Annotated in this window: 19 protein-coding genes and 1 tRNA gene; 15 read left to right on the top strand and 5 right to left on the bottom strand. The window is 52.9% G+C overall.

What is annotated here, in order from left to right; genetic code table 11:
* Positions 1-120: 120 nt before the first annotated feature.
* Genes rpsF through rplI form a run of 3 tightly spaced genes read left to right on the top strand, consistent with a single transcriptional unit; the run spans position 121 to position 1,207 of the window.
* Complete coding sequence (rpsF, locus tag BUC02_RS02930) at positions 121-492, top strand: 30S ribosomal protein S6 (protein WP_073058172.1); 372 nt, start codon at positions 121-123, stop codon at positions 490-492.
* Positions 492-743 carry a 30S ribosomal protein S18 gene (gene rpsR, locus BUC02_RS02925; RefSeq protein ID WP_072801474.1) on the top strand — a complete coding sequence of 84 codons (252 nt, stop codon included), beginning with the start codon at positions 492-494 and terminating at the stop codon, positions 741-743. The genes rpsF and rpsR overlap by 1 nt, the downstream gene beginning before the upstream one ends.
* 14 nt (positions 744-757) lie before the next feature.
* Positions 758-1,207 (top strand): 50S ribosomal protein L9, encoded by a 450-nt coding sequence (gene rplI, locus BUC02_RS02920; RefSeq protein WP_073318396.1) that lies wholly within the window; start codon positions 758-760, stop codon positions 1,205-1,207.
* A gap of 90 nt (positions 1,208-1,297) precedes the next feature.
* On the opposite strand, the gene BUC02_RS02915 is transcribed toward rplI, so the two are convergent.
* Both BUC02_RS02915 and BUC02_RS02910 read right to left on the bottom strand, forming a co-directional pair.
* Complete coding sequence (locus BUC02_RS02915) at positions 1,298-1,936, bottom strand: 3'-5' exonuclease (protein WP_254794079.1); 639 nt, start codon at positions 1,934-1,936, stop codon at positions 1,298-1,300.
* A 54-nt stretch (positions 1,937-1,990) separates the two neighbouring features.
* Complete coding sequence (locus tag BUC02_RS02910) at positions 1,991-2,503, bottom strand: lysophospholipid acyltransferase family protein (RefSeq protein WP_073318393.1); 513 nt, start codon at positions 2,501-2,503, stop codon at positions 1,991-1,993.
* An 82-nt stretch (positions 2,504-2,585) separates the two neighbouring features.
* Between BUC02_RS02910 and BUC02_RS02905 the strand changes: the two genes are divergently transcribed.
* A tRNA-Cys gene (locus tag BUC02_RS02905) sits at positions 2,586-2,658 on the top strand.
* Between the two features lie 403 nt (positions 2,659-3,061).
* Here BUC02_RS02905 and BUC02_RS02900 read toward each other — a convergent pair.
* Entirely contained in the window at positions 3,062-3,724 is a 663-nt protein-coding gene (locus BUC02_RS02900) for a hypothetical protein (RefSeq protein WP_073318390.1), read from the bottom strand.
* Positions 3,725-3,872: 148 nt separating this feature from the next.
* On the opposite strand from BUC02_RS02900, the gene BUC02_RS02895 reads away from it, so the two are divergent.
* From BUC02_RS02895 to BUC02_RS02860, 8 genes are all read left to right on the top strand, one after another.
* On the top strand, positions 3,873-4,535 hold the full coding sequence (locus BUC02_RS02895) for a DNA alkylation repair protein (protein ID WP_073058164.1): 663 nt from the start codon (positions 3,873-3,875) through the stop codon (positions 4,533-4,535).
* A 117-nt stretch (positions 4,536-4,652) separates the two neighbouring features.
* On the top strand, positions 4,653-6,626 hold the full coding sequence (locus BUC02_RS02890; protein ID WP_073318387.1) for a 4-alpha-glucanotransferase: 1,974 nt from the start codon (positions 4,653-4,655) through the stop codon (positions 6,624-6,626).
* 71 nt (positions 6,627-6,697) lie between these two features.
* Positions 6,698-7,957, top strand: coding sequence for a glycoside hydrolase family 13 protein (locus BUC02_RS02885; protein WP_073318384.1), 1,260 nt, complete (start codon positions 6,698-6,700; stop codon positions 7,955-7,957).
* Positions 7,958-8,244: 287 nt separating this feature from the next.
* On the top strand, positions 8,245-10,890 hold the full coding sequence (locus BUC02_RS02880) for a protein translocase subunit SecDF (protein WP_073318381.1): 2,646 nt from the start codon (positions 8,245-8,247) through the stop codon (positions 10,888-10,890).
* Positions 10,891-10,980: 90 nt separating this feature from the next.
* The gene (locus BUC02_RS02875) at positions 10,981-11,916 is read left to right on the top strand and encodes a magnesium transporter CorA family protein (protein ID WP_073318378.1); all 936 of its coding nucleotides are present in this window, start codon (positions 10,981-10,983) and stop codon (positions 11,914-11,916) included.
* Between the two features lie 71 nt (positions 11,917-11,987).
* Complete coding sequence (uvrA, locus tag BUC02_RS02870; protein ID WP_073318372.1) at positions 11,988-17,300, top strand: excinuclease ABC subunit UvrA; 5,313 nt, start codon at positions 11,988-11,990, stop codon at positions 17,298-17,300.
* A gap of 70 nt (positions 17,301-17,370) precedes the next feature.
* Positions 17,371-19,728 (top strand): formylglycine-generating enzyme family protein, encoded by a 2,358-nt coding sequence (locus BUC02_RS02865; protein ID WP_073318368.1) that lies wholly within the window; start codon positions 17,371-17,373, stop codon positions 19,726-19,728.
* A complete protein-coding gene (locus BUC02_RS02860; RefSeq protein WP_073318365.1) occupies positions 19,728-20,291 on the top strand; it encodes a hypothetical protein in 564 nt (187 codons plus the stop codon). Before BUC02_RS02865 ends, BUC02_RS02860 begins: the two co-directional genes overlap by 1 nt.
* A gap of 96 nt (positions 20,292-20,387) precedes the next feature.
* Here the strand turns inward: BUC02_RS02860 and ychF are convergent, their stop codons facing one another.
* Complete coding sequence (gene ychF, locus BUC02_RS02855) at positions 20,388-21,485, bottom strand: redox-regulated ATPase YchF (protein ID WP_073318362.1); 1,098 nt, start codon at positions 21,483-21,485, stop codon at positions 20,388-20,390.
* Positions 21,486-21,620: 135 nt separating this feature from the next.
* Between ychF and BUC02_RS02850 the strand changes: the two genes are divergently transcribed.
* From BUC02_RS02850 to BUC02_RS02840, 3 genes are read left to right on the top strand one after another with little or no spacing between them, the layout of a single operon-like run.
* Positions 21,621-22,970, top strand: coding sequence for an MATE family efflux transporter (locus BUC02_RS02850; RefSeq protein ID WP_073318359.1), 1,350 nt, complete (start codon positions 21,621-21,623; stop codon positions 22,968-22,970).
* Between the two features lie 13 nt (positions 22,971-22,983).
* The gene (locus BUC02_RS02845) at positions 22,984-24,156 is read left to right on the top strand and encodes a hypothetical protein (RefSeq protein WP_073318357.1); all 1,173 of its coding nucleotides are present in this window, start codon (positions 22,984-22,986) and stop codon (positions 24,154-24,156) included.
* Positions 24,157-24,164: 8 nt separating this feature from the next.
* Positions 24,165-25,295, top strand: coding sequence for a hypothetical protein (locus BUC02_RS02840; RefSeq protein ID WP_073318354.1), 1,131 nt, complete (start codon positions 24,165-24,167; stop codon positions 25,293-25,295).
* Positions 25,296-25,395: 100 nt separating this feature from the next.
* Here BUC02_RS02840 and BUC02_RS02835 read toward each other — a convergent pair whose 3' ends face one another.
* On the bottom strand, positions 25,396-26,301 hold the full coding sequence (locus BUC02_RS02835) for a tyrosine-type recombinase/integrase (RefSeq protein ID WP_073318351.1): 906 nt from the start codon (positions 26,299-26,301) through the stop codon (positions 25,396-25,398).
* Positions 26,302-26,313 lie beyond the last annotated feature (12 nt).

Genomic DNA, 26,313 nt, shown 5'->3' with positions numbered 1-26,313 from the left:
CCTGCCTCCGAGGTTTGACACCTAAATCCCGATTTTCTATATTTGGTGCACCGATTTTTATCGGAACCCTCCCGGGGCCAATGTCGGTTTCCCGGGCGATAGACCAAAGGGACTCATTATATGAGACAATACGAAACGATGGTGATCATCGACGCTATGATCTCTGACGACGCTATCAAGGCCGAAATCGAGACTATCGCCGCCAACATCACCAAAGGCAACGGCGAAATCCTCCGCCGCGACGATTGGGGCAAGCGCAAGCTCGCATACTCCATCAAGAAGCGCCAGCATGGCTTTTACGTGATCTTCTACTACAAGGCCGAAGCCGCTACGGTCGCCTCTGTGGAAGCCGCTCTCAAGCTGAACGAAAACGTTCTCCGCTGGATGACTCTCGCTGATTATCCGATGAGCGAAATTGTTTATGACCAAACTCAGACCCAGTCCACCGAAGATATCATCCCGGTTGACGCAGAAGAAGGGGAGGCTGAATAATGGCTTTTGAAGATAAGAAGCAGGCAACCCGTATCCGCCGCAAGAAGACTTGCTGGTTCACGGAAAACAACATCAAGTTCATTGACTATAAGGACGAAAAGACTCTTCGTCGCTTTATCTCTGAACGTGGTAAGATCATTCCTCGCCGCATTTCTGGCACCTCCGCCAAGTATCAGCGTATGCTGAACGAAGCTATCAAGCGTGCCCGTCAGATGGCTATTCTCCCGTTCGTTTCGGACAGTCTGCGCTAAGGAGGAACTAGACTATGGAAATTATTCTTAAGGCCAACGTTCCCCACTTGGGCAAGATGCTTGACGTCGTGAAGGTTAAGGACGGCTATGCCCGTAACTACCTCTTCCCGCGTAAGCTCGCTGTTCGCGCTACCAAGGAAGCCAAGCTCGAAATCGAAAACAACCGCGCTGCTGTCGAAGCTCAGTTCCAGAAGGAACTCGCTGCCGCTGGCGATGTGGCTGCTAAGCTTTCTCAGATTTCTGTTAACCTCGAACGCCGCGTTGTGGAAGGCGAACGTCTGTACGGTTCTGTGACCGCAGCTGACATCGCTGACGCCATCACCAAGCAGGGCGTTAAGGTTACCCGTGCTCAGGTTGCTCTCGAAGAACCGATCAAGCAGCTCGGTGTTTACACCGTGACGATCAAGGTCTTCAGCGACGTTGAAGCTCAGGTCAAGGTTTGGGTGGTTGCGGAAAAGGCATAAGTCTTTTCTAAATCACTAGAAATCTAAAAAGCCGCTCCTTCGGGAGCGGTTTTTTTTGATAAGCGCCGGCGGGCAAGCGCCGGGATTTTTTTACTTGTTGATGAACTGCGGAATGCCCTTGTACTTTTCCATGTTCTTCATGATGCAGGCCATTTCCCAGTCCTTTTCCTTGAAGCGGCGGCGGAGCAGGGCCACGAACACTTCCATGAGCATCAGGCAGTCGTAAACGGCGCGGTGCATTTTGTCGGATTCGATCTTCATGCTGATTTCGTCGCGGCGCTGGAACATGTTGGCCAAGATGCCGAGCTTGTGGGAACTTGCTTCGGGGAGGATTGCCTTGGAAATAGCGAGGGAGTCGATGACGGGGTTGCCGGGCACGAGCTGCGGATTGTTCTTGTAGGCCACGCGCAAAAAGCTTGCGTCGAAGTTTGCGTTGTGGGCGAGCAGAATGGAACTCTGGCCGCAGAATTCGGTGAACTTCTTGATGGCGTCACCCACGGCGGGGGCGTCTTGCACGTCGCTGTCGTAAATGTGGTTCACGGCAGAGGCTTCGGCCGGAATCATCATGTTCGGCTTCACGAAGGTTTCGAGCTCGCCGAGCAGCTTGGGCACGACTTTGCCGTTCTTGGTTTCGACGGTGAACTTGACGGCACCGATTTCGATGATTTCATCTTTCTGGTTGTTAAGACCTGTAGTTTCAAGGTCGAAGGCGACAAATTTCGGGGGCATTAAAATCACGATTCATTCCTTAGTTAATAAGTTATCACCTTGGTATATTTGCAGTCACAAAGATAATTTAATTTCGATGTCAATACGTGTCAGCGGCAGGGGCAAGACAAATTTATCCCATGTTTTTAGCGTGATGTGCGCGCCGTACTTGGCGCTGATTTGCCATAGGGGAGTGTGGCTTGATTTGGAAAGCCAGAGCGAGCCTTTTTTGACTACGCCTGCCGGTCCGCGAGGGCCGTCTAGCGCCATGCCTACAAAGTGGCCTTCGCGGAGCGGTATAAGCAAGTGGCGCACGTTGGTGGCGCCGTGGGTGCTAGAGCCACGTGTGACACTGTAGCCGAGATTTTGGACGATTGCTGCGAAAAGGTCGCCGTCGCTTGATTCCGAAACGAGCGTGTGCACGCCCCAGTTTTTAAAGGCGGCGGCACTCGCGAGTAGATCTTGATGCCATACCCCAAGGATTCCCGGTGCAAACGATTCGGGCGTTTTTAGCCTTATGCGCAGGCTTTTAATCCAGAGGGTTACAAGAAAAGCCTTGAACCTGACCTTGAACGGCGGTTTAGTCATGCCTAAAAGATAAAAAAATGCAAAAAAAGCCCGGTTTGCCCTTGAAAAAGGGAATAAATTTACCTATATTGCGTTTCACTTTGGCGACGTACCCAAGTTGGTAAGGGGCGGCTCTGCAAAAGCCTTATTCATCAGTTCGAGTCTGATCGTTGCCTCTCAAAACTCCTTCTCACCCCGGGAAGGAGTTTTTTTTGGGCTTGCAAGGGAATATCAAAAAAAAGACGGACAAAGTCCGTCTGATTTTATACCAAACCACCAGCCTACCGCCTACAGTCTACAGTCTACTTCCTACTTCCTACTATCTTCTACACAACTAGATTCTGTGAGCAACAAAGCCCCAGGCGTTAAGCTGGGGCGGTTGCGAGAGAGAGGCGATGTCACGTTTAATGAATGTTATAGAGCCGAACGGACTTTCCGTGAGCAACAAACGCCACGTATTGACGAGGCGTGGTTGACGCCTACGGCGTCCGCGGCTTCACTCGGTCATGAAATTATGCAAGCATAATTTCGCGACTCTCGTTTTGCACGCTTTTGCGAGAGCGAGTCGATATCACAATTTTATTTATGCGACAGAGCCGAACGGACTTTTCTAGGTCTTCCGCGGCCGCGCTTTACGGGAGTTCCGTCGGGCATCACGGTTGCTTCCGGGTGCTTGGCCTTAAAGAAATCCTGAATCTTCTTGGCGCGTTCTTCGGCTTTTTGCTTGGCGAGGTCTGCGGCCGATACAATCACGGCCTTGGGCTTGTCGCCGCCTTTAAAGCCGAACGACGCCTTGAGAACGCGGCCCGAGGCGGGCTTCGGAGGTTCCGAAATCATGGACTTGGAGGCGCTGCTCAAAGTCGCTTCTTTCAGCTTGTAGCTCGAAAAGCTCGGGCTTTCTTGCGTGAAGGCGGAACTTAACATCTTCTGCTTTTCGGCCGAAAGTTCGCTGAGCGGGGGGATTCCCGGGAGGGCTGCCTTGGACTTGAAGTACAGGTCGCCCTGCTTGGGTATGGAACCGAAAATCTCGTTCGCAATACTCTGGGCTTCTCGGTATTCCTTTTGCTGCTTTTGGGCGAGGCGGTCTTTCTTGGAGGGTCTGGCGGCCCCGTTCTTGCGTTTCCCGTTAAAATCTTTCTTGATTTTTTCGGAATTCTGGATGATTTCTTCGTCGGTGAGTCCGCGGAGTTCCGGCGGAACTTCGATGATTTGGAGTGCGATGTTAGACAAATTCTGATCCATAAAGCCCGATTTTTAGCCCTTTCGGGCCTTGTCAAGAGTGGAAAAAGTCATTTTATTGTAAAAAATGCGACCCAAATTTAAAAAAAATTGAAAAAAATGCTTGTCAAGACCTAGAAAAAAAATTTTTTTTGGACTATTTTTGTTATACATGCTTCGGTTTACTCAAGAAATATTACTTGCTCTCCGTGCTATCTCTAATGAAGAAGAAGCACATGAAATGTCTAAGAAGGCCCGAGAACAGTTCGATTTCCTTGGAATTCGTCTTGTTCCCCGCCGTGAGGTGACCTACCCCATATTCGACAAGTATCCTCCGAAAGATGGTGACGAATTGGTGGCTAGGGTCGAGGACATGTGGGCACAGCCGTATCGTGAAATCCAGTATGCGGCTTGTGACTACCTGTTCCGCCACAGGGTTCTGCTCGGTGGACAGCACCTTGCCTTCCTTAAAAAGTTAATCAAGACCCGTGCCTGGCGCGATACCGTCGATACGCTCGCCGCTTGCGTCCTGGGTGACTTGGCGCTCCGCTTGCCGGCGCTGCGCTCCAAGATCGCTTCCTGGATTCGCGACCCGAACGTGTGGGTGCGCCGTAGCGCGATCATTTTCCAGATTCAGTACAAGGATCGTACCGACTGGCCGCTGCTCAGGCAGTTCTGCCTGACTTGCGCCAAGGATGATGATTACTACATCCGTAACGGTATCGGTCGTGCCCTTTCGGAATATGCCCGAATCAACCCGACCGAGGTGCGTCGTTTCGTGCAGGACAACACCTTTGCCGAACAGACCGCCCAGGAAATCCTCCGCCTGATTTAAACGAAAAAAATCAAACATTTTAGCGCCTTTTTCGCAAGAACTGCGGAAAAGGCTTTTTATTTCTTAACAGCAGACTACTGTCTTCCGCCTACTTCGGACTTTTTCTAAATTTTAAATATGCGTTACGGTGACATTTCATTTTTCCAGAGCGGCGTGGCCGTTCCCCTCTTTAGCCTTTATAGCAAACAGAGCATCGGTATAGGTGAATTCTTGGACCTGATTCCGTTTGCCCGCTGGACCGCTTTTTGTGATTTCAATATTATTCAGCTTTTGCCGGTGAACGATACGGGGGCCGAATCGAGCCCCTATAGCGCCCGCAGTGCCTTTGCCTTGAACCCGGTGTTCATTAACGTGCAGTCGGTGGAAGGTTCTTCGGAATACGAAGACGAAATCCGGGCGGGCAAGGCTGATTTTAAAAAGTACGGCAAAATCGACTATTACAATATTACGACTTGGAAGCGCATGATTCTGCGCAAGATTTTTGACAATCGTTACGACGACCTGAAAAAAGACAAGGTGTTGCAGCGCTGGATCGATGACAATGCTTGGGCAAAGCCGTATTGCGTGTATTGCACTCTCAAGGCTCAGAACGACGAAAGAAGCTGGAAGGACTGGAAGAATTACCGCGACCCGACCGAAAAGGATATCGAGGCCCTTTGGAAAAAATTCTTGAAGGATAACCTGTACCAGGCCTGGATGCAGTTCGAAGCCGAGAAACAGTTCAGCGCTGCGGTTGCCGAAGTCTCCAAGATGGGAATCCGCATCAAGGGCGACATTCCTATTCTGATTAACGAAGACAGTGCCGACGTGTGGGCCGACCGCAAGTACTTCTCGCTGGATGACCGTGCGGGCGCTCCTCCTGACATGTTCAGCTACACGGGCCAGAACTGGGGATTCCCGACTTACCGCTGGGACGTGATTGAAAAAGACGACTTTGTATGGTGGCGCCGCCGCCTGGCTCAGGCAAGCAAGTTCTACCATGCTTACCGCATTGACCACGTGCTTGGATTCTTCCGCATTTGGTCGATTCCGCAGCAAGAAGTCACGGGCATTCTGGGTTACTTTAACCCGTGCGTGCCGCTCACTTACGACAAGCTCGCTGCCGCTGGCTTTATGCGCGAAACGCTGGAATACCTGCGCCGCCCGAATTACGGCATAGACCAGTTGCACGAATTTTTGGGCGCTGACGCCGACCGTCTTGCTCCGATTTGCTTTACCCAGCTCGAAGGTCACCCGGACCGCTTGATTCTCAAGCCGGAGTACAGTTCCGAAAAGGCTATCCTTGGCATGAACGAACCGCAAGAAGTCAAGGACAAGCTGCTCAAGGTTTACTGGAACCGCGTGTTTGTTCCCTCGGGCGACGAAAACAATTTCTACCCGTATTGGTACTGGTACAATGCGCCGGTGTTCTTTACCTTGCCGGATTACGAACAGGAAAAGTTGCGTAACCTGATCAAGGAAAACGAAAATTCCCAGAATGGCTTGTGGGATGCCAATGCCACCAAGCTCTTGACCGTGCTTTCGCAGGAAACCGATATGCTGGTCTGCGCCGAAGACTTGGGTGCCGTGCCGCCTTGCGTGCCTGCCGTGCTCAAGAAACTCAATATTCTGTCGTTGCGCATTGAACGCTGGGCCCGTAACTGGAATGCCCCGTATTCGCCGTACTACGAAATGGACGAATACCCGCGCCTGTCTGTGTGCACCACCAGCTGCCACGATACCTCTAGCTTGCGTGGACTCTGGAAGGAAAGCGACTTTGACCGCAACCTTTATTGGTCGCATGCACATTTGCCGGGCAACGCCCCTGACGAGGTGACGCCTTCTGTGGCACGCCAGATACTCTTTCACGTGTATACGGCGAACAGCTTGTTCTGCATTTTGCCGGTGCAAGATTACTTTGCTCTATCGGCAAGCCTTAGCAAGTGCGCGCCCGAAGAAGAACGCGTGAATGTGCCGGGTACGGTGGGTGGCTCTAACTGGTGCTACCGCATGCCGTGTTCTGTAGAAGAATTGATGGACTACTCGTCGCTTGCCTCTGAAATCCGCATGCTCGTGGATGTGCGCAAGCGCCGCCCCATGTGGAAGATTTAGTTGATAGAGCTTAGTTGGTAGAACTTAGAGATTGTGTCTAAGTTCTAAGCTCTAAGCTCAAAGTTCTAGTTATGTTCGCTCCTGCTTGGGTTAAAGACGCTATCTTTTATCAGATTTTTCCGGACCGGTTCTGCCGTTCGGAGCGTTATAAGGCCGTAGGCAAGTTTGTCGCGTGGGGGAGCAAGCCTACCCGCGAAAACATGTTCGGCGGGAATCTTGCGGGCATCGAAGACAAGCTTGAATATATTGCGGGCCTCGGCGTCAACGCAATTTACCTGTGCCCGATTTTCAAGAGCAATTCGAATCACCGTTACCATACGGTGGACTACTTCGAGATTGACCCGGTGCTGGGTACGCTCGAAGATTTTGACCGCTTGGTCAAGAAGGCTCACAAGCTAAAGTTGCGCGTGATTTTGGATGGCGTGTTCAACCATTGCTCTCGCGGATTCTTTCAGTTCAATAGCCTGATGGAGTTGGGCGAGCATTCGCCGTATGTGGACTGGTTCCATGTGAAGGGCTGGCCGCTGAACGCCTATACCGATAAGCCCAATTACGAATGCTGGTGGAACTTCCCGGCGCTCCCGAAATTCAATACGGACTGCCCCGATGTGCGCGAGTACCTTTTTAGCGTAGGCGAGTACTGGATGAAGCGCGGCATTGACGGCTGGCGCTTGGATGTCCCGAATGAAATTGACGACGACAGTTTTTGGCAGGAATTCCGTCGCCGCGTGAAAAAGGTGAATCCGGACGCCTACATTGTGGGCGAGATTTGGGATGAGCCTTCTCGCTGGCTCAAGGGCGACCAGTTTGACGGCGTGATGAATTACATGTTCCGCAAGGCGGCGATGCAGTTTCTGTTCGACGAGAATCCGATTTCGATCAAGGAATTCGGTGAACGCCTGCAGAAAGCATTCCCCGAAGGCCGTGGCGACATTCCCATGAATTTGCTCGGGAGCCACGATACCACGCGCCTGATGTCGCAACCCTGCGCAAGCCTCGAACGAATCAAGCTCGCGTATACGATTCTCTTCTTCTTGCCGGGGGCGCCGTGCATTTATTACGGCGAAGAACTTTCGATGAAAGGCGGCAAGGATCCTGACAACCGCCGTAGCGTACCGTGGAGCAAGCTTGCCGAAATGCAGGGGAAGCCACTGTACGAATTTTTAAAGCAGATGATTGCACTCCGCAACAAGAATGCGGTACTGCGCGAAGGAAAACTCGAAATCCGCTCCGCCGACAATGGATTTGCTATTGAGCGTACCCTCGGCAAAAAGACGATGACGCTCGTTGTGCTGCAAGACGGCTCTGAATACAAGTTCAACATTATATAAATAAAAGCCTTGCGGGGTTTTAGGGGTTAAACCCCTAGGCGAAGGGGTGGTGAGCGACGAAGTGCGAACCAGGGGGAGTCTTCCCCCTTGCAGACCGTTCGGCTCTATTTATAGTGAAAATATGTGATTTCGCCTCACTCTCGCCTCCACGACTCGTTTAGACGAGTCGCTTGAGGCTCACAGATGCTTTCTAAACGCATTTCTTGTGACAAATTTTTAATGACTGAAGACTATTTTTCTACATTTGGGCGCAAAACTTAGTGAATAATGCCTTATAGGGATTACAAATGAATAAGAAAAAATTCGGCATGCGAGAACTCATTATTCTCCTCGTCATTGTTTTGTCGGCCTACACGGTATGGCCTTCTATCCAGGTTCACACCAAGAAGGGCGAAGAAAAGCAGACCTTCCTCAAGGAAAACCCGAAGGTGGGCGCAAAGTCCATCAACTTCGGCTTGGACCTTGCCGGCGGTACGGCCATTACGCTCGAAATCGACAAGTCGAACATCAAGGGCGACGATATCAAGGACATTCAGGAACAGTCCCTCGAAATCATCCGCAACCGCGTTGACCAGTACGGTCTTTCTGAACCGCAGATTTCCCCGTCCGGCGACGACCGAATCGTGGTTGAACTGGCAGGCGTGGATGACTCCACTGCAAAGGCTCTCGTGGGTTCGACCGCTAAGCTCGAATTCAAGATTCTGGCCGAAGCTGAAAAGTTTACCCAGGTGGTCGGCCTCATTGACCAGTACCTGACCCGCCAGACGACCGACATCGTGGCTGACTCCGCCGCTACGGATTCCACTGCCAAGGATTCTACGGTCGCCGCTAAGGATTCCGCCAAGGATACAACCAAGACCCTTTCCGATGACGAATTGCTCGGTAAGGCTCCGGCAGCCGAAGTCGCTGCTACCGATTCTGCCAAGGATTCTGCTGCAGTCGAGGCTCAACCGGCATCTGAGGTCGGCGTTGCTCTTTCCGCTTACTACCTGAGTTTTGGTAACGGTGGCTTTATCGCCGAAGAAAATGTGGAAAAGGTCAAGAAGCTCCTCGCTACCGACGGTGTGCAGAAGCTGATTCCGCGCGATGTCGCTTTCGCTTTCGGCAGCGGTCTTGAACCGGTGCAGCGTGATTCCAAGATCAAGGCCAAGCGCCTTTACCTCCTCAAGCGCCGTGCCGAAATGGCCGGTGACGATGTGGTCGATGCTCGCCCCTACCGCGTGTCTGACGGTGTGAGCGCCGGTGAAGTGGCCGTGAGCCTCAAGTTCGGTGGCATTGGTCCTAAGAAGTTCTCTGCCGTGACTGCCGCCAACATCGGCAAGCAGATGGCTATCGTGCTCGACAACCAGGTGATTTCTGCTCCGGTGATCCGCGACCGTATCCCGAACGGCGAAGCCCAGATTACGGGTCTCGACGACATGGCCGAAGCTAACCGCCTCTCCGTGGTGCTCCGCGCCGGTGCCCTCAAGGCTCCGATGAAGATTATTGAAAGCCGCAGCGTGGGTGCAACCCTCGGTGAAGAAAACATTGTGCAGGGTTTCGGTTCCGGTGCTATCGGCCTTATCCTCTGCTTGGTGTTCATGGTTGCCTACTACCGCCTCGGTGGTTTGATTGCAAGCTTCGGTATGGTGATCAACACCTTGGTGACCGCAGCCGTGATGTCTGTGTTTAACGCTACGTTGACCTTGCCGGGTATCGCAGGCTTCATCCTCGTGGTCGGTATGTCTCTCGACGCCAACGTGATTATTTACGAACGTATCCGTGAAGAACTCAAGAACGGCTTGACCGCCCGCGCCGCCGTGGCCAAGGGTTACGAACGCGCCTTCGGTGCCATCTTGGACTCCAACTTGACCACCGTGCTTACCGGCCTTATCCTTTATAAGATTGGTACCGGTTCCGTGAAGGGTTTCGGTCTTACTCTTACGATCGGTATCTTGACTTCCTTGTTCTGCGCTATCACGGTGACTCGCTCTATTCTTGACTGGCGTCTTGCCAAGGCTGATCGTACCACGCTTTCGATTGGTTCCGGCTTCAAGGCTATCAACGAAGCGAACCTCCAGATCATTCCGAACCGCCGTCGTTTCGGTCTTGTTTCCATGATCCTCATTGTGGCATCCATCGCCTTCATCGCTGTCAAGGGCTTCGACTTCAGCATCGACTTCACTGGTGGTCAGGTTTATACCGTGCAGTACCAGGATAGCGACAAGCATGAAAAGGACTTGAGCAAGGCTTTGTCTGCTGCCGGTATCTCTGGCACGAAGGTCCGTACGCTCGGTGGTACTTCTGCTAACTCTTACCAGATTAGCATGCGCGCCTCTGATGACGCCCAGTTCGAACTCAAGATGGCTCAGGCCTTCGAAAAGGCCGGTCAGAAGTGCGAAATCGTCGCTAAGGACAATGTGGGTCCGACCATCGGTAAGGAACTGCGCTTCAACGCTATCCTCTCTGTGATTCTCGCATGGCTCGGCATTTTGATTTACGTGTGGTTCCGCTTCGGTAAGTTCGGTCTCGGCTTCGGTGTCGCGGCCGTGCTCGGCCTGGTACACGATACCGTGATTACGCTTGGCTTCATCTCCGCCTTCGGTCTTTCCTTTGATGGTGCCTTGATTGCCTCGCTCCTCACCATGATCGGTTACTCTGTGAACGACACCATCGTGAACTTCGACCGTATTCGTGAAAACACTGCTGTGTATGGTTCCAGCAACTTCGCCGAAACCATCAACAAGTCCCTGAACCAGTGCTTCAGCCGTACCATGGTGACCTCTCTCACGACTTTGTTCGTGTGCGTGATCCTCGCCGTGATGGGTGGTTCTTCCATCCGCGACTTTGGCTTGGTCCAGTGCTTCGGTATCCTTATCGGTACCTACTCTTCTGTGTGCATCTGCTCTCCCGTGGTTCTGTGGTGGAGCAAGCGCTTCAAGAAGGGTGTGTAATTTAGCACTAAATTCAAAAAAAGCTTTAAAAAACCTCGGTTTTGCCGAGGTTTTTTTTATATTTGAAGCCGTTCGATAAAGGGGGCTCCTATGCTCAAGAAGTACTACAAGATCGAATCGGGTCGCCTCGCTAGTGCCCCGAACGAAGACAGCGCCGACATCGTGATGATGGGTTCCTTGAGCCAAGAGCAACGTAGTGTGCTCGTTAAAGAGTACGAAATCACCGAACATACCATAGCCTCTGCTTTCGACTCGGACGAACTTTCCCGCATCGAATACGATGACGATTTTACGACGATCGTGTTTAAGAAGCCGAAGAACTATTCGGCAAGCGACAACTTCCAGTTCCGCGTGGAATCTTTCGGTATATTCATCTTCAAGGACTGGGTTCTGCTCCTGACGGACTCTGACATTCCTATCATGGATGAAAAGCGCTTTTCGAAGATTGACAGCTTGAACACCTTCGTGCTGCGTGTGTTGAGCTACGCCATCTTCCACTTCAACGAACACTTGAAGATTATCAACCGCATTAACGACGAGTTGGAACAGAAACTGCGCACGGCCATGGAAAACAAGTACCTGCTTAGCATGTTCAGCTTGAACAAGGGCTTGATTTACTACGTGAGCGCCTTGAACAGCAACGATACTCTGCTCAAGAAGTTGCAGATTGGCCGCAGCCTGAACTGGAGCGAAAACGAACGGGAACTGCTGGACGATATCGTGATTGAAAACCGCCAGAGCCTGCAGCAAGCTGAAATCTACGCCAACATTTTGACGTCCATGATGGATGCCCGCGCAAGCGTCATCAGCAACAACGTGAACACGCTGATGAAGAACTTGACGATTGTGACGATTTCTATTTCTCTCCCGACGTTCTTCGCAAGTTTGTTTGGAATGAACGTGAAGTTGCCCTTCGGCATGAACGGAGACGCCACGGTCGGTTCGCCGATGGCCTTCTGGTTGATTATCGCGTTGTGTATCTTGTCGGTGATTGTGTTTACCGCTTTCTGGATGCGTCGGAAATAAAAAACTTGAATTTCTGCACAAATGTTCACTAAAATTAGACGGCTAAGCCGTCTTTTTCTATATTGCGGCACATGACAAAGTCTATTGAAATCCGCGACGCGCACGAACATAACCTCCGCCATGTGAACCTTTCCATTCCCCGCGATTCCATCGTGGTGGTAACTGGCGTTTCCGGTTCGGGCAAGTCGAGCCTCGCCTTCGATACGGTGTTCCAGGAAGGCCAGCGCCGTTTTGTGGAGTCGCTTTCGGCGTACGCGCGCCAGTTCATCGGCCGCATGAAACACCCCGAGGTGGAGAGCGTGCGCGGTATTTCGCCGACGATTTCGATTGACCAGAAGACGGTGAACCGTAACCCGCGTTCGACGGTGGGTACAGTGGTGGAAATTTTGGACCATTACCGTTTGCTTTTTGCGCGCTTGGGCGTGCCGCACTGCCCCGATTGCGGGCGCGTGATTCAGGCGCAGACGGTGGACCAGATTGTCGATAATTTGTATGTGAGCGATGAGGGCAAGCAGATTACGGTGATGGCGCCGATTGTGCAGGAGCGCAAGGGTGAATACCGCAAGGAGTTGGCAGAACTCAAGGAAAACGGCTTTGTGCGTGCCCGCGTGGACGGCACGATTTACAGGCTTGAAGAAGTGCCTGCGCTGGTGCGTTACGAGAAGCACACGATTGAGGCGGTGATTGACCGCTTGACGCTGGAACGCAAGAACATGAGCCGCCTGCGCGAGGCGCTGGAAGGCGCACTGAAATTGACCGACGGAAAGTTGGTGAGCTTCTTGCTGTCGGCGGGCGGTTCTGCAGGTGCGGGGGATGCGTCGCAGACTGGAAATGCGTCGGCCAAGGAAGAATACCGCCTACAGGGTACGCTGCTCGCTTGCCCCAAGTGCGGTATCTCCATCCCGGAACTGGAACCGCGGTTCTTCAGCTTTAACGACCCGAAGGGCCGCTGCCCCGCCTGTAAGGGTATGGGCGAAAGCTTCAAGTTTGATTTGGACTTGATTATCCCGGACAAGACGAAATCGATTAAGGACGGCTGCATCGCGACGATCAAGAAGGATGACGGCACGCTGATTTTCAGCGACTTCGGCCGCCGCAACTTGCGCAACATCGCGAACGAGATGCATTTCTCGCTGGATACGCCGTGGAACAAGCTCAAGAAGGCGCAACAGGATGCCGTCTTGTACGGCACGCCCAGCGGGAGCGAACGGGGAATCATGCCCATCATGGAAGAACTGTGGGACATGTGGCACATTTACCACTTCCGCAAGTACATGCAGATTGGCGTTTGCCCTGAATGCCACGGCACGCGCATCAACCGTACGGCGAATGCGGTCACGTTTCATGGAGTGAATCTGACTGAGATGACGGAATGGTCCGTCGAGAAGTCGGTGGAATTTTTCAACAAGATTGACTTGTCCGAAAAGGAAAAGCGAATCGGCAAGGAAATTCTGAAAGAAATCCGCGGGCGTTTGAGTTTCCTGAATGCGGTGGGGCTGGGGTACTTGACCATCAACCGCAAGGCTTCTACTTTGAGTGGCGGCGAGGCCCAACGCATTCGTTTGGCAAGTGCCGTGGGCGCCGGCCTGCAGGGCGTGCTTTACGTGCTTGACGAGCCGAGCATCGGGCTCCACCCCCGCGATAACGATAAACTGCTCGGGATGTTGGAACATTTGCGTGCGCAGGGCAATTCCCTGATTATCGTGGAACACGACGAAGACACCATGCGCCATGCGGACTGCGTGATTGACGTGGGGCCGGGTGCTGGCGTGGAAGGCGGTCGCGTGATTGCGGCAGGAACCGTCGAGGAGCTGGAGAAGAACAAGGCTTCGCTGACGGGTGCGTACCTGAGCGGCCGCAAGGCCATTGAAATTCCCGAAAAGCGCAAGAAGATTGACAAGAATACGCCCAAACTCAAGATTTGCGGTGCCGCTGAAAACAACCTCAAGAATATCGATGTGGAAATTCCGCTGGACGGCGCGCTCACCGTGGTGACGGGTGTTTCTGGCTCCGGCAAGAGTACGCTGATTAACCAGATTTTGCGCCGCGAACTGGCCCGCGTGTTCTATAACTCCGAAGAACCGGTAGGCAAGTTCGACCATCTGGAAGGCCTCGAAAACATCGACAAGGTGATTGAAATCGACCAGACGCCGATTGGCCGCACGCCGCGAAGCAACCCGGCAACGTACACCAAGATTTGGGACGACGTACGCGACCTTTTCGCGAGCATGGAAGAAAGTAAGATTCGCGGGTACAGCAAGAGTCGTTTCAGCTTCAACGTGAAGGGCGGCCGCTGCGATGCATGCGAAGGCGCGGGCGTGAAAATCGTGGACATGCACATTTTGCCGAGCGTGCAGGTGACCTGCGAAGTCTGCGGTGGCAAGCGCTTTAACGATGCCACGCGCGAAGTTTATTTCAAGGGCAAGAACGTCTCCGAAATTTTGGACATGAGCATTGCCGATGCAGCGGAATTCTTCAAGGATATTCCGAAGATTGCAGAACCGCTGAATTTGCTTGTGGAGGTGGGCCTCGGCTACCTCACTTTGGGCCAGCCTTCGACAACGCTCAGCGGCGGTGAAGCGCAGCGCATTAAAATTGCTTCTGAACTGCGCCGCCCGGGTACCGGCAAGACGCTTTACCTGCTCGACGAACCGACGACGGGCTTGCACTTTGAAGATATCCGCAAGCTCATGGATTGCCTGAATCGCCTGCGTAGCCTCGGCAACAGCGTCGTGATTATCGAACACAACCTGGATGTGATCAAGTGCGCCGACTGGATTATCGATTTGGGCCCGGATGCGGGCATCCACGGCGGGCGAGTGATTGCGACAGGTACGCCGGAACAGATTGCGAAATGCAAAAAATCCGAAACGGGCAAGTACCTCGCGCCGGTGCTCGCGAAAAAGCACGGCGAAAACCATCACTTTGACCGCACACTCAAGGGCGGCGAAGATTTGTCGCTCGATATCGAGGTGCATGGCGCCCGCAAGCATAACCTCAAGAATATCGACGTGACGATTCCGCGTCACAAGCTTACGGTGGTCACAGGCGTTTCGGGCTCTGGCAAGTCGAGCCTTGCTTTCCATACGCTGTTTAGCGAAGGCCAGCGCCGCTTTGTGGAAACCTTGAGCACGTATGCCCGCCGCTTCTTGGGCCGCCCTGACCACGGGAGCATCGATTCGATTTCGGGCTTGGCTCCTGCGATTGCGATTGACCAGAAGAGTGCGAGCAAGAGCCCGCGCAGTACGGTGGCGACCCTCACCGAAATCTATGACTACTTCCGCATTTTCTGGGCGAGGGTCGGCACCCCGCATTGCTTGAAATGCGGGAAGCCAGTGTCTTCGTACAGCGCGGGCGACCTGATGCAATACGCCTTCGATCGCGATTTGAACAAGAAGGTAACCGTCCTTGCCCCGTTCGAAATCAAGGACGTACTGAAGCTTTCGAAAATCCTCACTGAGAAGGGTTACCGCAAGGTTTACCTCGGCAATAAGCTGGTGGAACTTCCGCTTCCGAAAATTCCGACCCGTGAAAAACAGTTGTTCGCCGTCGTCGATACGGTCGTGGTCAAGGAAGAAAACCGCGCTCGCCTAGTGGAAGCGTTTGAGCGCGGCTACCGCGATGGCAATGGAATCCTTTATGTGGAAGACGAAATGGGTGGTCGCTTGGCCTGTTCCGAAAAGCCGGGCTGCCCCGATTGCGGCTGGTACATGGATTCGGCGCTGAACCCGAAACACTTCAGTTTCAATACGCACTGGGGCGCTTGCGAAACCTGCCTTGGCCTCGGTCACTTTAAAGATGGCGAAGTTTGCCCGGACTGCCATGGCGAACGCCTCAAACCCGAATACCTTGCAGTTAAAATTGGCGACAAGAATATCATGGACGTGAACCACATGAGTATCGCCCAGGCGCTCGAATGGTTCAGCAACGAAAACTTCAAGCGCGACAACTTCGGGGGCGACAAAAATCCTGATGGCAAGATGACGGTTGCCGAACCTTTGCTCCGCGAAATTGTCGGGCGTCTCAACTTCCTCAAGGGCGTGGGGCTCGGCTATATTGGCCTCGACCGCGCGGGCGACACGCTCTCCGGCGGTGAATCTCAGAGAATCCGACTCGCAAGCCAGATTGGTAGCGGCCTCGAAGGCGTGCTCTATGTGCTTGACGAACCCACGGTGGGTTTGCACGAAAGCGATACCGCCATGCTCCTCGATACGCTTTACCGCCTGCGCGATTTGGGTAACACGCTCGTGGTGGTGGAACATGACATGAAGATGATGCAGGCGGCGGACCATATTATCGATATGGGCCCGGCAGCGGGCGAGTTCGGTGGCGAGGTTGTCGCCGAAGGCTCTCCGGAGCAACTCTCCAAGCCGTATGCCTTGCAGCAGTTCCCGCGCAGCGAAACGGTCAAGTACCTGACGCACACCATCCCGATGGCGAACGAGATTGCGGCAAAGCCCATTACCGATTCCACGGAATTCTACGAATTCGAAAAGTTGAATCACAACAACCTGAAGAATTTGTCTGTAAAGTTCCCGAAGGGCGCGATTAGCGTTGTCTGCGGCGTGTCTGGCTCGGGCAAGAGTTCCATGGTCATGGACGAAATTTACCCGCGCCTCAAGAAGAAATTCCAGGCCCGCGGTCGCAAAAAACAGAGCGGCGAAGTGTTGCTGGTGGACCAAAGCCCGATTTCGGGGACTCCTCGCAGCACGCCCGCCAGTTTTACGGGCGTGTTTGACGAAATCCGTAGGCTTTTCGCCAAACTGCCGCAAGCCAAGTTGAAGGGCTTCGATTATGGCCGCTTCAGTTACAACTTGGCTCGCGGCCGCTGCGAGGCCTGCGAAGGCCGCGGCGCCATCTCGGTAGAAATGCACTTCCTTTCGGACGTGTGGGAAGTCTGCGATGTCTGCGGCGGCAAGCGTTACAATCAGGAGACTCTCACCGTCACCTTTAAGGGTAAAAATATCGCTGACGTGCTCGACATGCGCGTCGCCGAAGCCTGCGAATTCTTCAAGGACCAGCCTAAAATTCTTCCGAAACTGGAATGCCTGCGCGATGTGGGCCTCCCGTACGTGAAACTCGGCCAGTCCGTCACCACGCTCAGCGGCGGCGAATCGCAACGCCTCAAGTTGGCGGCGGAACTTGCCCGCAAACCCGCCCAAGAAATGGTCTACCTGCTCGATGAACCGACTACAGGGCTCCACCTCAAGGATATTCAAATCCTCTGGAACATGCTCCGCAAACTTTCTGCCCGCGGCGATACGGTCATCGTTATCGAACATCATCCGGACATTATTCGCCTTGCGGATTGGAAGGTGGAGCTTGGCCCTGTCGGTGGTGCCGAAGGAGGTCATTTGCTCAAAATCGGGGCAAATCAGACCTAAAACCACCATCGTTGTGAGCGAAAAAAGAAATGTTTTTATATTTCGTTTAGAAATGTAGACAGGAGAAAATATGTCCCTTACCCGTTTGCTTCCGCTTTTGTTGCTGTTGCCGATTCTGATTTGGGCAGCCGACAGTGACAAGAATTTCAGGGTCGCCCCAACTATGTTCAAGGAAGGCGTTCTGATGGAGCCTGTCGCCAACATGGCGATTGTCAAGAAGGAAAAAATGATCTTGTCGGAATCCCCGATGGTTCCGCTGCGCCCGAACATCATGTTCATGCGCCATAAGAAGGGCCCCAAGGAATACCTTTGGTTCACAGGTCCCGTTGACGTCAAGAACTTTGAAAAACTGCACGCCTTTAGCCTGGCTGACAACTACCTGAGACCTGCCGAAGTGATGCTGTTGCGTTTCTACGGTTCCCAAACCTCCAGGGCATTCCAGGACGAAGCCGATATTTATTTCGATAGGGAATACATCTATTCTCCGCGTGTTCCGAAACTCTATTTTAGAAAGAATGGCCAGTGGCAGATGATCCAGGAAACGGAACGTCCGGGCATTATTTCGATCAAGTCCAATATTAAGGGGCTCGAAGCGATTTCGATTTCTGTTCCCATGAAGGAAGTTCCGTCCTTAGTTTATCCGGTTAACCCGGGCATGTATGCCTTCTCGTTTTCGGCTCCGAATTACCTGCCGTATGTCGATGCCATTTCTGTTCCGGGCGGCTCCATGGTTGAACTTAAACCACAATTGCCGGTTGTAGATACCGCTTCCAGGGTCAAAGCTACGACTACGGTCACTTTGCATGCGGTTACCGTTGCCAAGACCCTTGAAGAAACCGAACACCTGTTTGACGTGCTTACCCGCGATGTCCAGACCTCCATCGAAAAGGTCGATACCAACGAATTTGACAAGATTTACCCGCCGCTTCGCAAGCCTCTGCTTCTTGGCGTGTCTTCCGATGACAGCGTCTATGTCAAGTACCGTAACCGCTACAATGGTAAGCGTGAAGAAGCCAAGCTTTATTGGCGCATGAACAGAATGGGTTCTGCAAGTGCCGTAAATGTTGCCCTCCGCCGTAAAATCGATAGCCTGCAGGCTATTCCTCATAAGGTTTCCCTCGTGCCTACGTCTATTGAAGCGGTTAACGACGAAAAACTCTGCGAAGACGTAATCGATTCTGTTGCCATGCGTGAGCAGGCTAAACAGGATTCCATTGCGAAGGCAAATGCACCCAAGGATACGACGGTCAAGGACTCTACAGCCGCCGCTGCCGTTCCCGCCGAACCCGTAATCAAGACGAAACGTGTGTGCAGAATGGCCGCAGTCCGCATTAACTATGGTAAGAAGGGAGATCGTTATGACGTGTCCTGGGTCGGCAATGCCGAAGGCTATACTGCCGACTCCCTGTTCGCCCTGCTCACGTCGGGTGCATCTTCTCGCGCCTTTATCTCTATCGAAAGAAACAAGCCCGTCTGGATTTACCATGAAGGAGACTTGAAGGGCCGCCATCATTACCGTTACCAAAAACACGAACTGGTTGTGAACGACAAGCCGCTCCAGAGTCACGGTGCTTTTGAACTTCCGCAGTATATCTACGACGAACCCGAAGTTCAGGAATGGCTGAACCGCCCGATTGAGGAAGATGCCCATAAGGTGCAGGAACCCAAGGCGAAGGCGCTCAGGGTGGACGAGAGTGGCGTTGCGCTCGATGTTTCCATGAAGGTTCCGCGCGTCATTCGCGACCGTGACCGTGGTACGGTGGCCTTGATCGATTCCGGTTCCTTCCGTTACAAGGGCAAGGTGGTTTCGCTGTCTCCGTTTGCAATCCACACGACCGAAGTGACTCAGCAGTTCTTCAAGGACGTGATGTCCAAGATTGATTCTACGAAGCGCATCAAGGATCGTTCCTCCTTTACGGGGGCCCGTCATCCGGTGCACAATATCACTTGGAACGATGCTCAGTCCTTCTGTAAGGCTATCGGTGGCGACCTGCCGACCGAAGCCCAATGGGAATTTGCTGGCCGTGCCGACAACAACGAAGGCGCTCTTTGGAACCTTGACGAAAACCCGGATCCTGGGGCATACGCCATTTACAAGGCGAACTCCTATAGTCTGGGCAAGAAGAACCCCGCATACGGTCCGCAGCCGGTAAGCACCAAAAAGTCCAACGCCTGGGGTATCTTCGATATGTCGGGTAACGTTGCCGAATGGACTCGCGACAAGTACTTCATGTTCTCGGTCTGGGTAGAATCTTCTAATCCGACGGGTGCCATGATGGGTTCTTCCAAGGTGTACAAGGGTGGTTCCTGGAAGGACAAAGAAAGTCTGTTGAACCTGACTGAACGTGATGATGAAGATCCGCGTTACTGGTCTGATGCCATCGGTTTCCGTTGCGCATTCCCCAGGGATCTTTTTGAAGGAAAATAATGTTTAAAGGAATGCGTCTATTCAAAAAGCTTACGGCTATCCCGTATCTGCTTGTTATTGTTGCTTTGCTGATGCCTTTGGCTAATGTTTCTTGTGCCGACGACGTAATTGCCGAGCCCACTCTTTACGAGCTTGCGTCGGGCCTCGATTTGCGCCAGGAACTGAAACAGCCTGCCTTGGGTATTCTTGAAAAGATGGAAACGGGTAACCCGAGCGCCATGGAAAAGTTCCGGCAGACCATGCCGCATTTCCCGCAAATGGAACCGGTTCCGTTCCTCTACGTGATTCTTGCGGGTGCCGTGATTGCGGGCTTGTTTGCGTGCTTTACTCCGCTGGGCTCCATTGCAATGGGAATGCTTACGATGGTCTCGCTCTGGTTCTTCCTCTCGAAACTCGGACAGATCAATTCAGCCATGGGGATGTCACTCTTGAAGGTGGAACCCGGCATCGGGATTCATGCGGCATCGTTCATGATTCTGATAGGAACTGCGATGAACCTCGCGACAATCATCCGGCCGATTGTAGAAGAAATCAAGGCAAAACGCGCCGCGAAAAAGAAGTAAAAAAATTCGCCAAAAGAAAAAAACTCGCCACAAGGCGAGTTTTTTAATGTGTAGTGTGAAATGTGTAATGATTAATTCCACATCCCACATTCCACATTATACATTGAATAAGAAGTACATGATGTCGCCATCCTGTACCACGTAGTCCTTGCCTTCAGTGCGGACGAGGCCTGCTTCCTTGGCTGCGTTCCAGCTGCCGTGCTTCAGGAAGTCGCTGTAGCTCAAGGTTTCGGCGCGGATAAAGCCGCGTTCGAAGTCGGTGTGGATGACGCCTGCGCACTGCGGGGCCTTGTAGCCTGCGTGGAACGTCCAGGCGCGGCATTCCTTTTCGCCGGCGGTAAAGAAGGTGCGCAGTCCGAGGATTTCGTAACCCTTGCGAACCACGGCGTCGAGGCCCGATTCCTTCATGCCGAGTTCCTTGAGAAATTCAGCCTTGTCAGCGGGTTCCATAGCGGAAAGTTCTTCTTCGATCTTGCCGCTGATCATGATGACTTCGTGACCGTTTGCTGCGGCGTATTCCTTCAGCTTTTCCACGTAGGCGTTACCGGTCAGGATATCGTCTTCCTTCACGTTGGCGCAGTAGAAGAGCGGCTTTGCTGTCAGCAGCGCCAAGTCCTTCACGATGAGTTCCATTTCTTCGCTGTCGTGCATCACGGTGCGGGCGGCCTTGCCTTCCTGGAAGGCGTCGCGGAGCTTTTCGCAAGCGGCGAGGCGGGCCTTGGCTTCGGCACCACCCATGCGGGCGGCCTTGGCTTCGGTGGCGAGGCGCTTTTCGACCGAGTCGAGGTCCTTCAGAATCAGTTCGGTTTCGATAATTTCGACATCGCGGACCGGATCCACGGAACCGTGCACGTGCACGATGTTTTCGTCGTCGAAGCAGCGGATGACTTCCATGATGGCTTCGCATTCACGAATGTGGGTCAGGAACTGGTTGCCGAGGCCTTCGCCCTGGGCGGCACCCTTTACAAGACCTGCAATATCCACAAATTCTGTAACGGCGGGGACGATGGATTTCGGATTGTAGACCTTGACCAGTTCGTCGAGGCGGCTGTCCGGCACGCTCACCATGCCCACGTTCGGTTCGATGGTGCAGAAGGGGTAGTTGGCCGCTTCGGCGCCGGCGTTGGTGATGGCGTTAAAGATGGTGGACTTGCCCACATTGGGGAGGCCTACGATACCGCATTTAAAACCCATGATAATCTCCAGTTTTGGCGGCTACCTATCTGCCGCTCGTTTTTTTGCGATGTAAAGGTAGAAAAATGCCCTTGGAGGCAGCCCCATGAAAATCTAAATTTACGCCCGTTTTTAAGGTTCACGGTCAAGAAACTTATGGCTAGCCACTCGTCAAAGACGAACATCGATATGCTGAATGGCCCCCTTGGGAGAAAAATCCTGAGGTTTGCCATTCCTATTGCCTTGAGCAGTATTTTCCAGCAGATGTTTAACTTGGCAGATGTCGCCGTGGTGGGGCAGTTTGCGGGTGACAAGGCTTTGGCGGCCGTGGGCGCGAATACCTTCGTCATCAATTTGCTAATCAACTTGTTCGTGGGCATTTCGGTCGGGGCGAATGTGGTGGTAGCCAATTCCATTGGCGAGCAAAGCTACCGTTCTATCACCCGCAGCGTTCATACGTCGGTGATGGTATCGTTCTTTAGTGGGATTTTACTTTCGTTTGTGGGAATCTTTTTTGCAAGGCCGATTCTTGAGTTGATTTCGACTCCGGCAGACATTCTGGACGACGCCGTGCTTTACCTGCAAATCTACTTTGTGGGAATGCCTTTTGCCATGGTCTATAACTTTATCGCGGCGATCCTGCGCGGAAAGGGCGACACCAAGCGCCCGCTCTATGTGCTCATGGTGGCAGGTGCAGTGAATGTGGTGCTGAACCTGATTCTGGTGGCGGGCTTTGGCTTGGGCGTGTCGGGCGTGGCGATTGCGACAGTGTTTGCAAACGCCATCAGTGGCATTACTTTGTTCTATCTCCTGTTGCATGAGGTGGGCCCTTTCAAGTTGGAATTCTGGAAGTTGCGCGTGACACCCTTCTTCTTGAGCCGCATTCTGCGAGTAGGGATTCCGACAGGGCTTCGCGGAGTCGTATTCTCGTTTAGCAATGTGTGCCTGCAGTCGGCTATCAATAGCCTCGGTTCTGCTACGGTGGCGGCTTCGTCGATTGCTCTCAATTACGAATTCGTGGTGTACTATTGGCTGAGTTCTTTTTCGCAGGCGTGCGTGACTTTCGTGGGGCAGAATTACGGCGCGAAGAATATGGAACGCTGCCGCCGTACGGTCCGCTGGTCACTATTGCTGGGGTGCTTTTCTACGGTTATCTTGAGCGCCCTCTGCTGCGTTTTCGCATTCCCGATGCTGTCGGTGTTTACATCGAATACCGAAATCATTGAAATTGCCTCCATTCGCATGTATGTGGTGGTGGGGCTCTTGTTCATCAACGTGTTCCTGGATGTGTTTTCAGGAGCGCTTTCAGGAATGGGCAAGTCCCTGGCGCCTGCGCTTACCTGCATGGTTGGGGTCTGCGGAATCCGCATTCTCTGGGTGATTTTCGTGTTCCCTCGGTACAAATCTTTCGCTTCGCTGATGGTTGTATACCCGATAAGCTGGATTCTTACGATTTCTGTTATCGCGGGAATCTATTTCTACCATGTGAGACGTGTCAAGTTTTAGTATATTTCGGACAATGCGTTATTTAAAATTCGCCTCATTGTCTTTATTATTTGCCCTTTCGGCTTGCGTTTACGAGCCGGAACAGTTTGCGGGTTCTGAAACCTCCAATGAAAAGACTGAAACGGGCTCGATTTTTGCGGTGAACGGTGGCAAGCAAATTTGCAACCCTTCCGTTTCCCAAGATCCTGAAAATTATCCGGCTGCAATGCTTTGGCTGAACTTTGGCGGCAAGCTGAATGTAGAAGCTCCCGATTCCGTGTACACGACTTCGAAGGTGGTGCAGCATGACCGTCTTTCTGTGTCAGACACCTCGGGTAAGGTTCTTTGGTACTTGATGCGCGATACCGAATCGGGCGATTGTCAGTTCCAGGATCCGGAATGGAGTACGCACCCGAACTATATTGTGGCGCTCCGTGCTTACGATACCAAGGGGAACAAGGCTTGCGAAAACCTGGATTATGGCGTTTTTGCGGTCCGTATGTCCGACAAGAAGAAATTCTTCTTCTACGACAAGGACATGAGTGAATTTGCGACTCCGCACTTGTGGGTGAATCCCGATGCCGTGCTTGATTCTTCGGCCGATGATTCCAAGGTTGAAGGATTCTTCGGCACAAGCGATGTGCGTCTGGTTTATGTGAACAAGAAAGACCAGATTGTATTTGTGGACTACGCCAATGGCGGAGCCAAGAAGGCCATTACGCTCAAGAAACCCTCTGGTGTCGATGGCTGGATGATGGATAGCCCCATGATTTCGCCCGATGGCAAGTATGTGGTCTACAACGTGATTAACGCTGCGATGACGGGTTGGCGCTCCTTTATTCAGGAACTTTCGAAGGACGCTTCACCATTTGAAATCGAAAAGAATTCCGGTATGATTTCTGAACCGGTTCAGCCGCACTGGTTCACTTTTGCCGGGCGCCTATTTGTAGTGTGGGCGGAATTTCCGCAGGGTTCACAGTACGTGAACAAGAATGATTTGACCGATGCATCGGTGCAAAACGGTAGCGCAGGTCGCACGATGATGCGCGAAATCAAGTTGGCTGCCAACGCCCCTGCAGACCTTGCGTTTGAATGGGTCGATAACGCCAAAGAAATTGCTTCGGTCCCGATGATTGGTGGCCGTTCGCCGGATGGATTCTTCTTGGCGACTGGTGCGAACAATGGCTATTTGCTGAAGCTCCCGTGAGGTAAACGATGAAGAAGAATTTATTTAGCGGGATTTTGTCTGGCGTTGCCTTGGCTCTTGTGGCAGGTGGTGCGTTTTATGCCGGTTTTAATTCGCCTGTAGATGTCGCTACTCCGTGGGCGTCCATTGGTGGTTGCGGTGCGGGCGGTTCCGGTGGCGGTTCTGGCGATGGTATCAAGTGGATTGGCCAGGGTGTTTCTGGCGGCTACCTTGAAGTCGAAGCATTTACCAAGTACACGGTCGGCCAGAATTTCACGGGTGTCTCGTTCACGCCGCATCTGTCTATCAAGCCGACTTGGTCGACCAAGCTTGGTGTGTCTATTCCGTGGACGAGCCATAGCGGCGAAGTGCAGTACCGCAGTAACCAGATTCCGGCAGACCGCACTACGGGCGGCGTGGGCGATGTGTCCATTGACTTTAGCAAGACAATCGGTAGCGGTGGCGCCGCATCGCTTTCGGCAAGCCTCACCATTCCGACTGGTCAGTACGACATCAAGCGCGGTACCGATTCTGGCAAGGAACTGTTGCCGAGCAGTTTCCAGAAGGGCTCGGGCCTGTATTCGCTTACGCTCGGTTGGGACTACAGCCGCGATACCGACAAGGGAATCTGGCTTTACGGCCTTAGCTACACGCACCCGTTTGCCATGCACCTGATTTCGGGAGAGAACGAATTCAACGATTCTTACTGGAAGGACATGGAACACGAAGGCGACCGCTTTGAATACCGCTTCAAGCCTTATGGCGAAAACGATTTGGGCGCCTACACTCCGCCTTCGGTGGGCGGCTCTATCGCTTACGGTTACCGTGGCCGTCCGGGAATCGTGCAGAGCTTCGGCGTGAATTTCTCTGTGCCGCTCGGTGTCGCCTGGATCAATTCCGAAAAGGTCGGAACTTACGACCCGCGCCCCGACCCCGATCATCAGGCGTGGTCTCTCGCCTTTGCTTATGGCATCGAATTCTCGAATGCGGACTTCCCGGTGTTTCTTGCGGTCTCCTTACCGCTCCACGACAAGAGTAACGCCGCTGACCCCGATGACGAATACGACGAAAGCCCCATGCGCAAGTGGGATGCTCCCGACTGGAGTGACTTTGGCCAGCAGTGGACCATCGCCGTCGGCATCAAGGGAAGCTTTTTCTAATTCGGATTTCGGAATTATGAGTTCAGAATTATTTTTCAACTCCGAACTCTGAACTCGCATTATTTAACTCCGAATTCTGATCTCTGAATTCAGAATTCGCCTACGCTCGCGGGTGTGTTTTCTTGAAAGCTTCTCGCAGGCGTTCTGCATTTACATGAGTATAGACCTGAGTGGTGGAGATGTTCGAATGCCCGAGCATCTCTTTGACGCTCATGATTTCGGCGCCGTTTTCGAGCAGGTGCGTAGCAAAGCTATGGCGGAGCACGTGCGGGCTCGCTTTACCTTCCCAACCGATTTCGCGGAGCAGGTGCTGGATGTCGTTTCGAAGCGTGCGCAGGCCGAAAGGCTTGCCGTCTTCGCTCAGGAATACGTAGCCCGTGGCAGTGGGCATGTGCCCCGCCTGCATTTGTATTTGTCTGTAATTTGCGATGCGGTCAATAAAGCTTTCGGTAAGTGGAACAATGCGTTCCTTGTTACCCTTGCCGAGCACGCGTACGAGTTTGGCGTTAGTGTCGATGCGGTCCCAGGTGAGATTCTGGCATTCCGAAATGCGGAGCCCGGATCCGTAGATGAGCTCGAGCAGAATGCGCGCCCGTACCTGCGGGAGTTTTGCGTCGGCAGGCAGTTCCGGAAATTTTTCTTCGGCCAAGTCCTTTTGTCCAAGAACGTTCACCAAGCGCTTGGGGCGTTTGGGCATGGGGACGTTTTCGGCCGGATTCTTTTCGCAAATTTTGCTCTTGACCAGGTACTTGCCGAAACTCTTTAGGGCGGCCAAGTGTTCGCAAATGCTTGTGGGCGCAAGTTTCTGCTTCATCTTCAAGTCCCACACGAACGTCTTGACGCTCGATTCCGAGAATGCGTTTAGCGGAAATTCGGCTGCGCCTTCGCCGAGATGTTCCAGAAATTTTGTGAGCGACTTGCGGTACGTGTCGATTGTGCGCGGCGAAAAACGTCGCCGGTCCGCGATGTACTGTAAATATTGCTCGATGTGTTCCGAAAGGTTCATCTAAAATACTTT

The sequence above is a fragment of the Fibrobacter sp. UWOV1 genome (genome assembly GCF_900142495.1).
In the GTDB taxonomy this organism is placed as follows: domain Bacteria; phylum Fibrobacterota; class Fibrobacteria; order Fibrobacterales; family Fibrobacteraceae; genus Fibrobacter.
The sequence above is the reverse complement of the archived record's forward strand: the minus strand, read 5'-3'. Positions and strand labels throughout refer to the sequence as shown.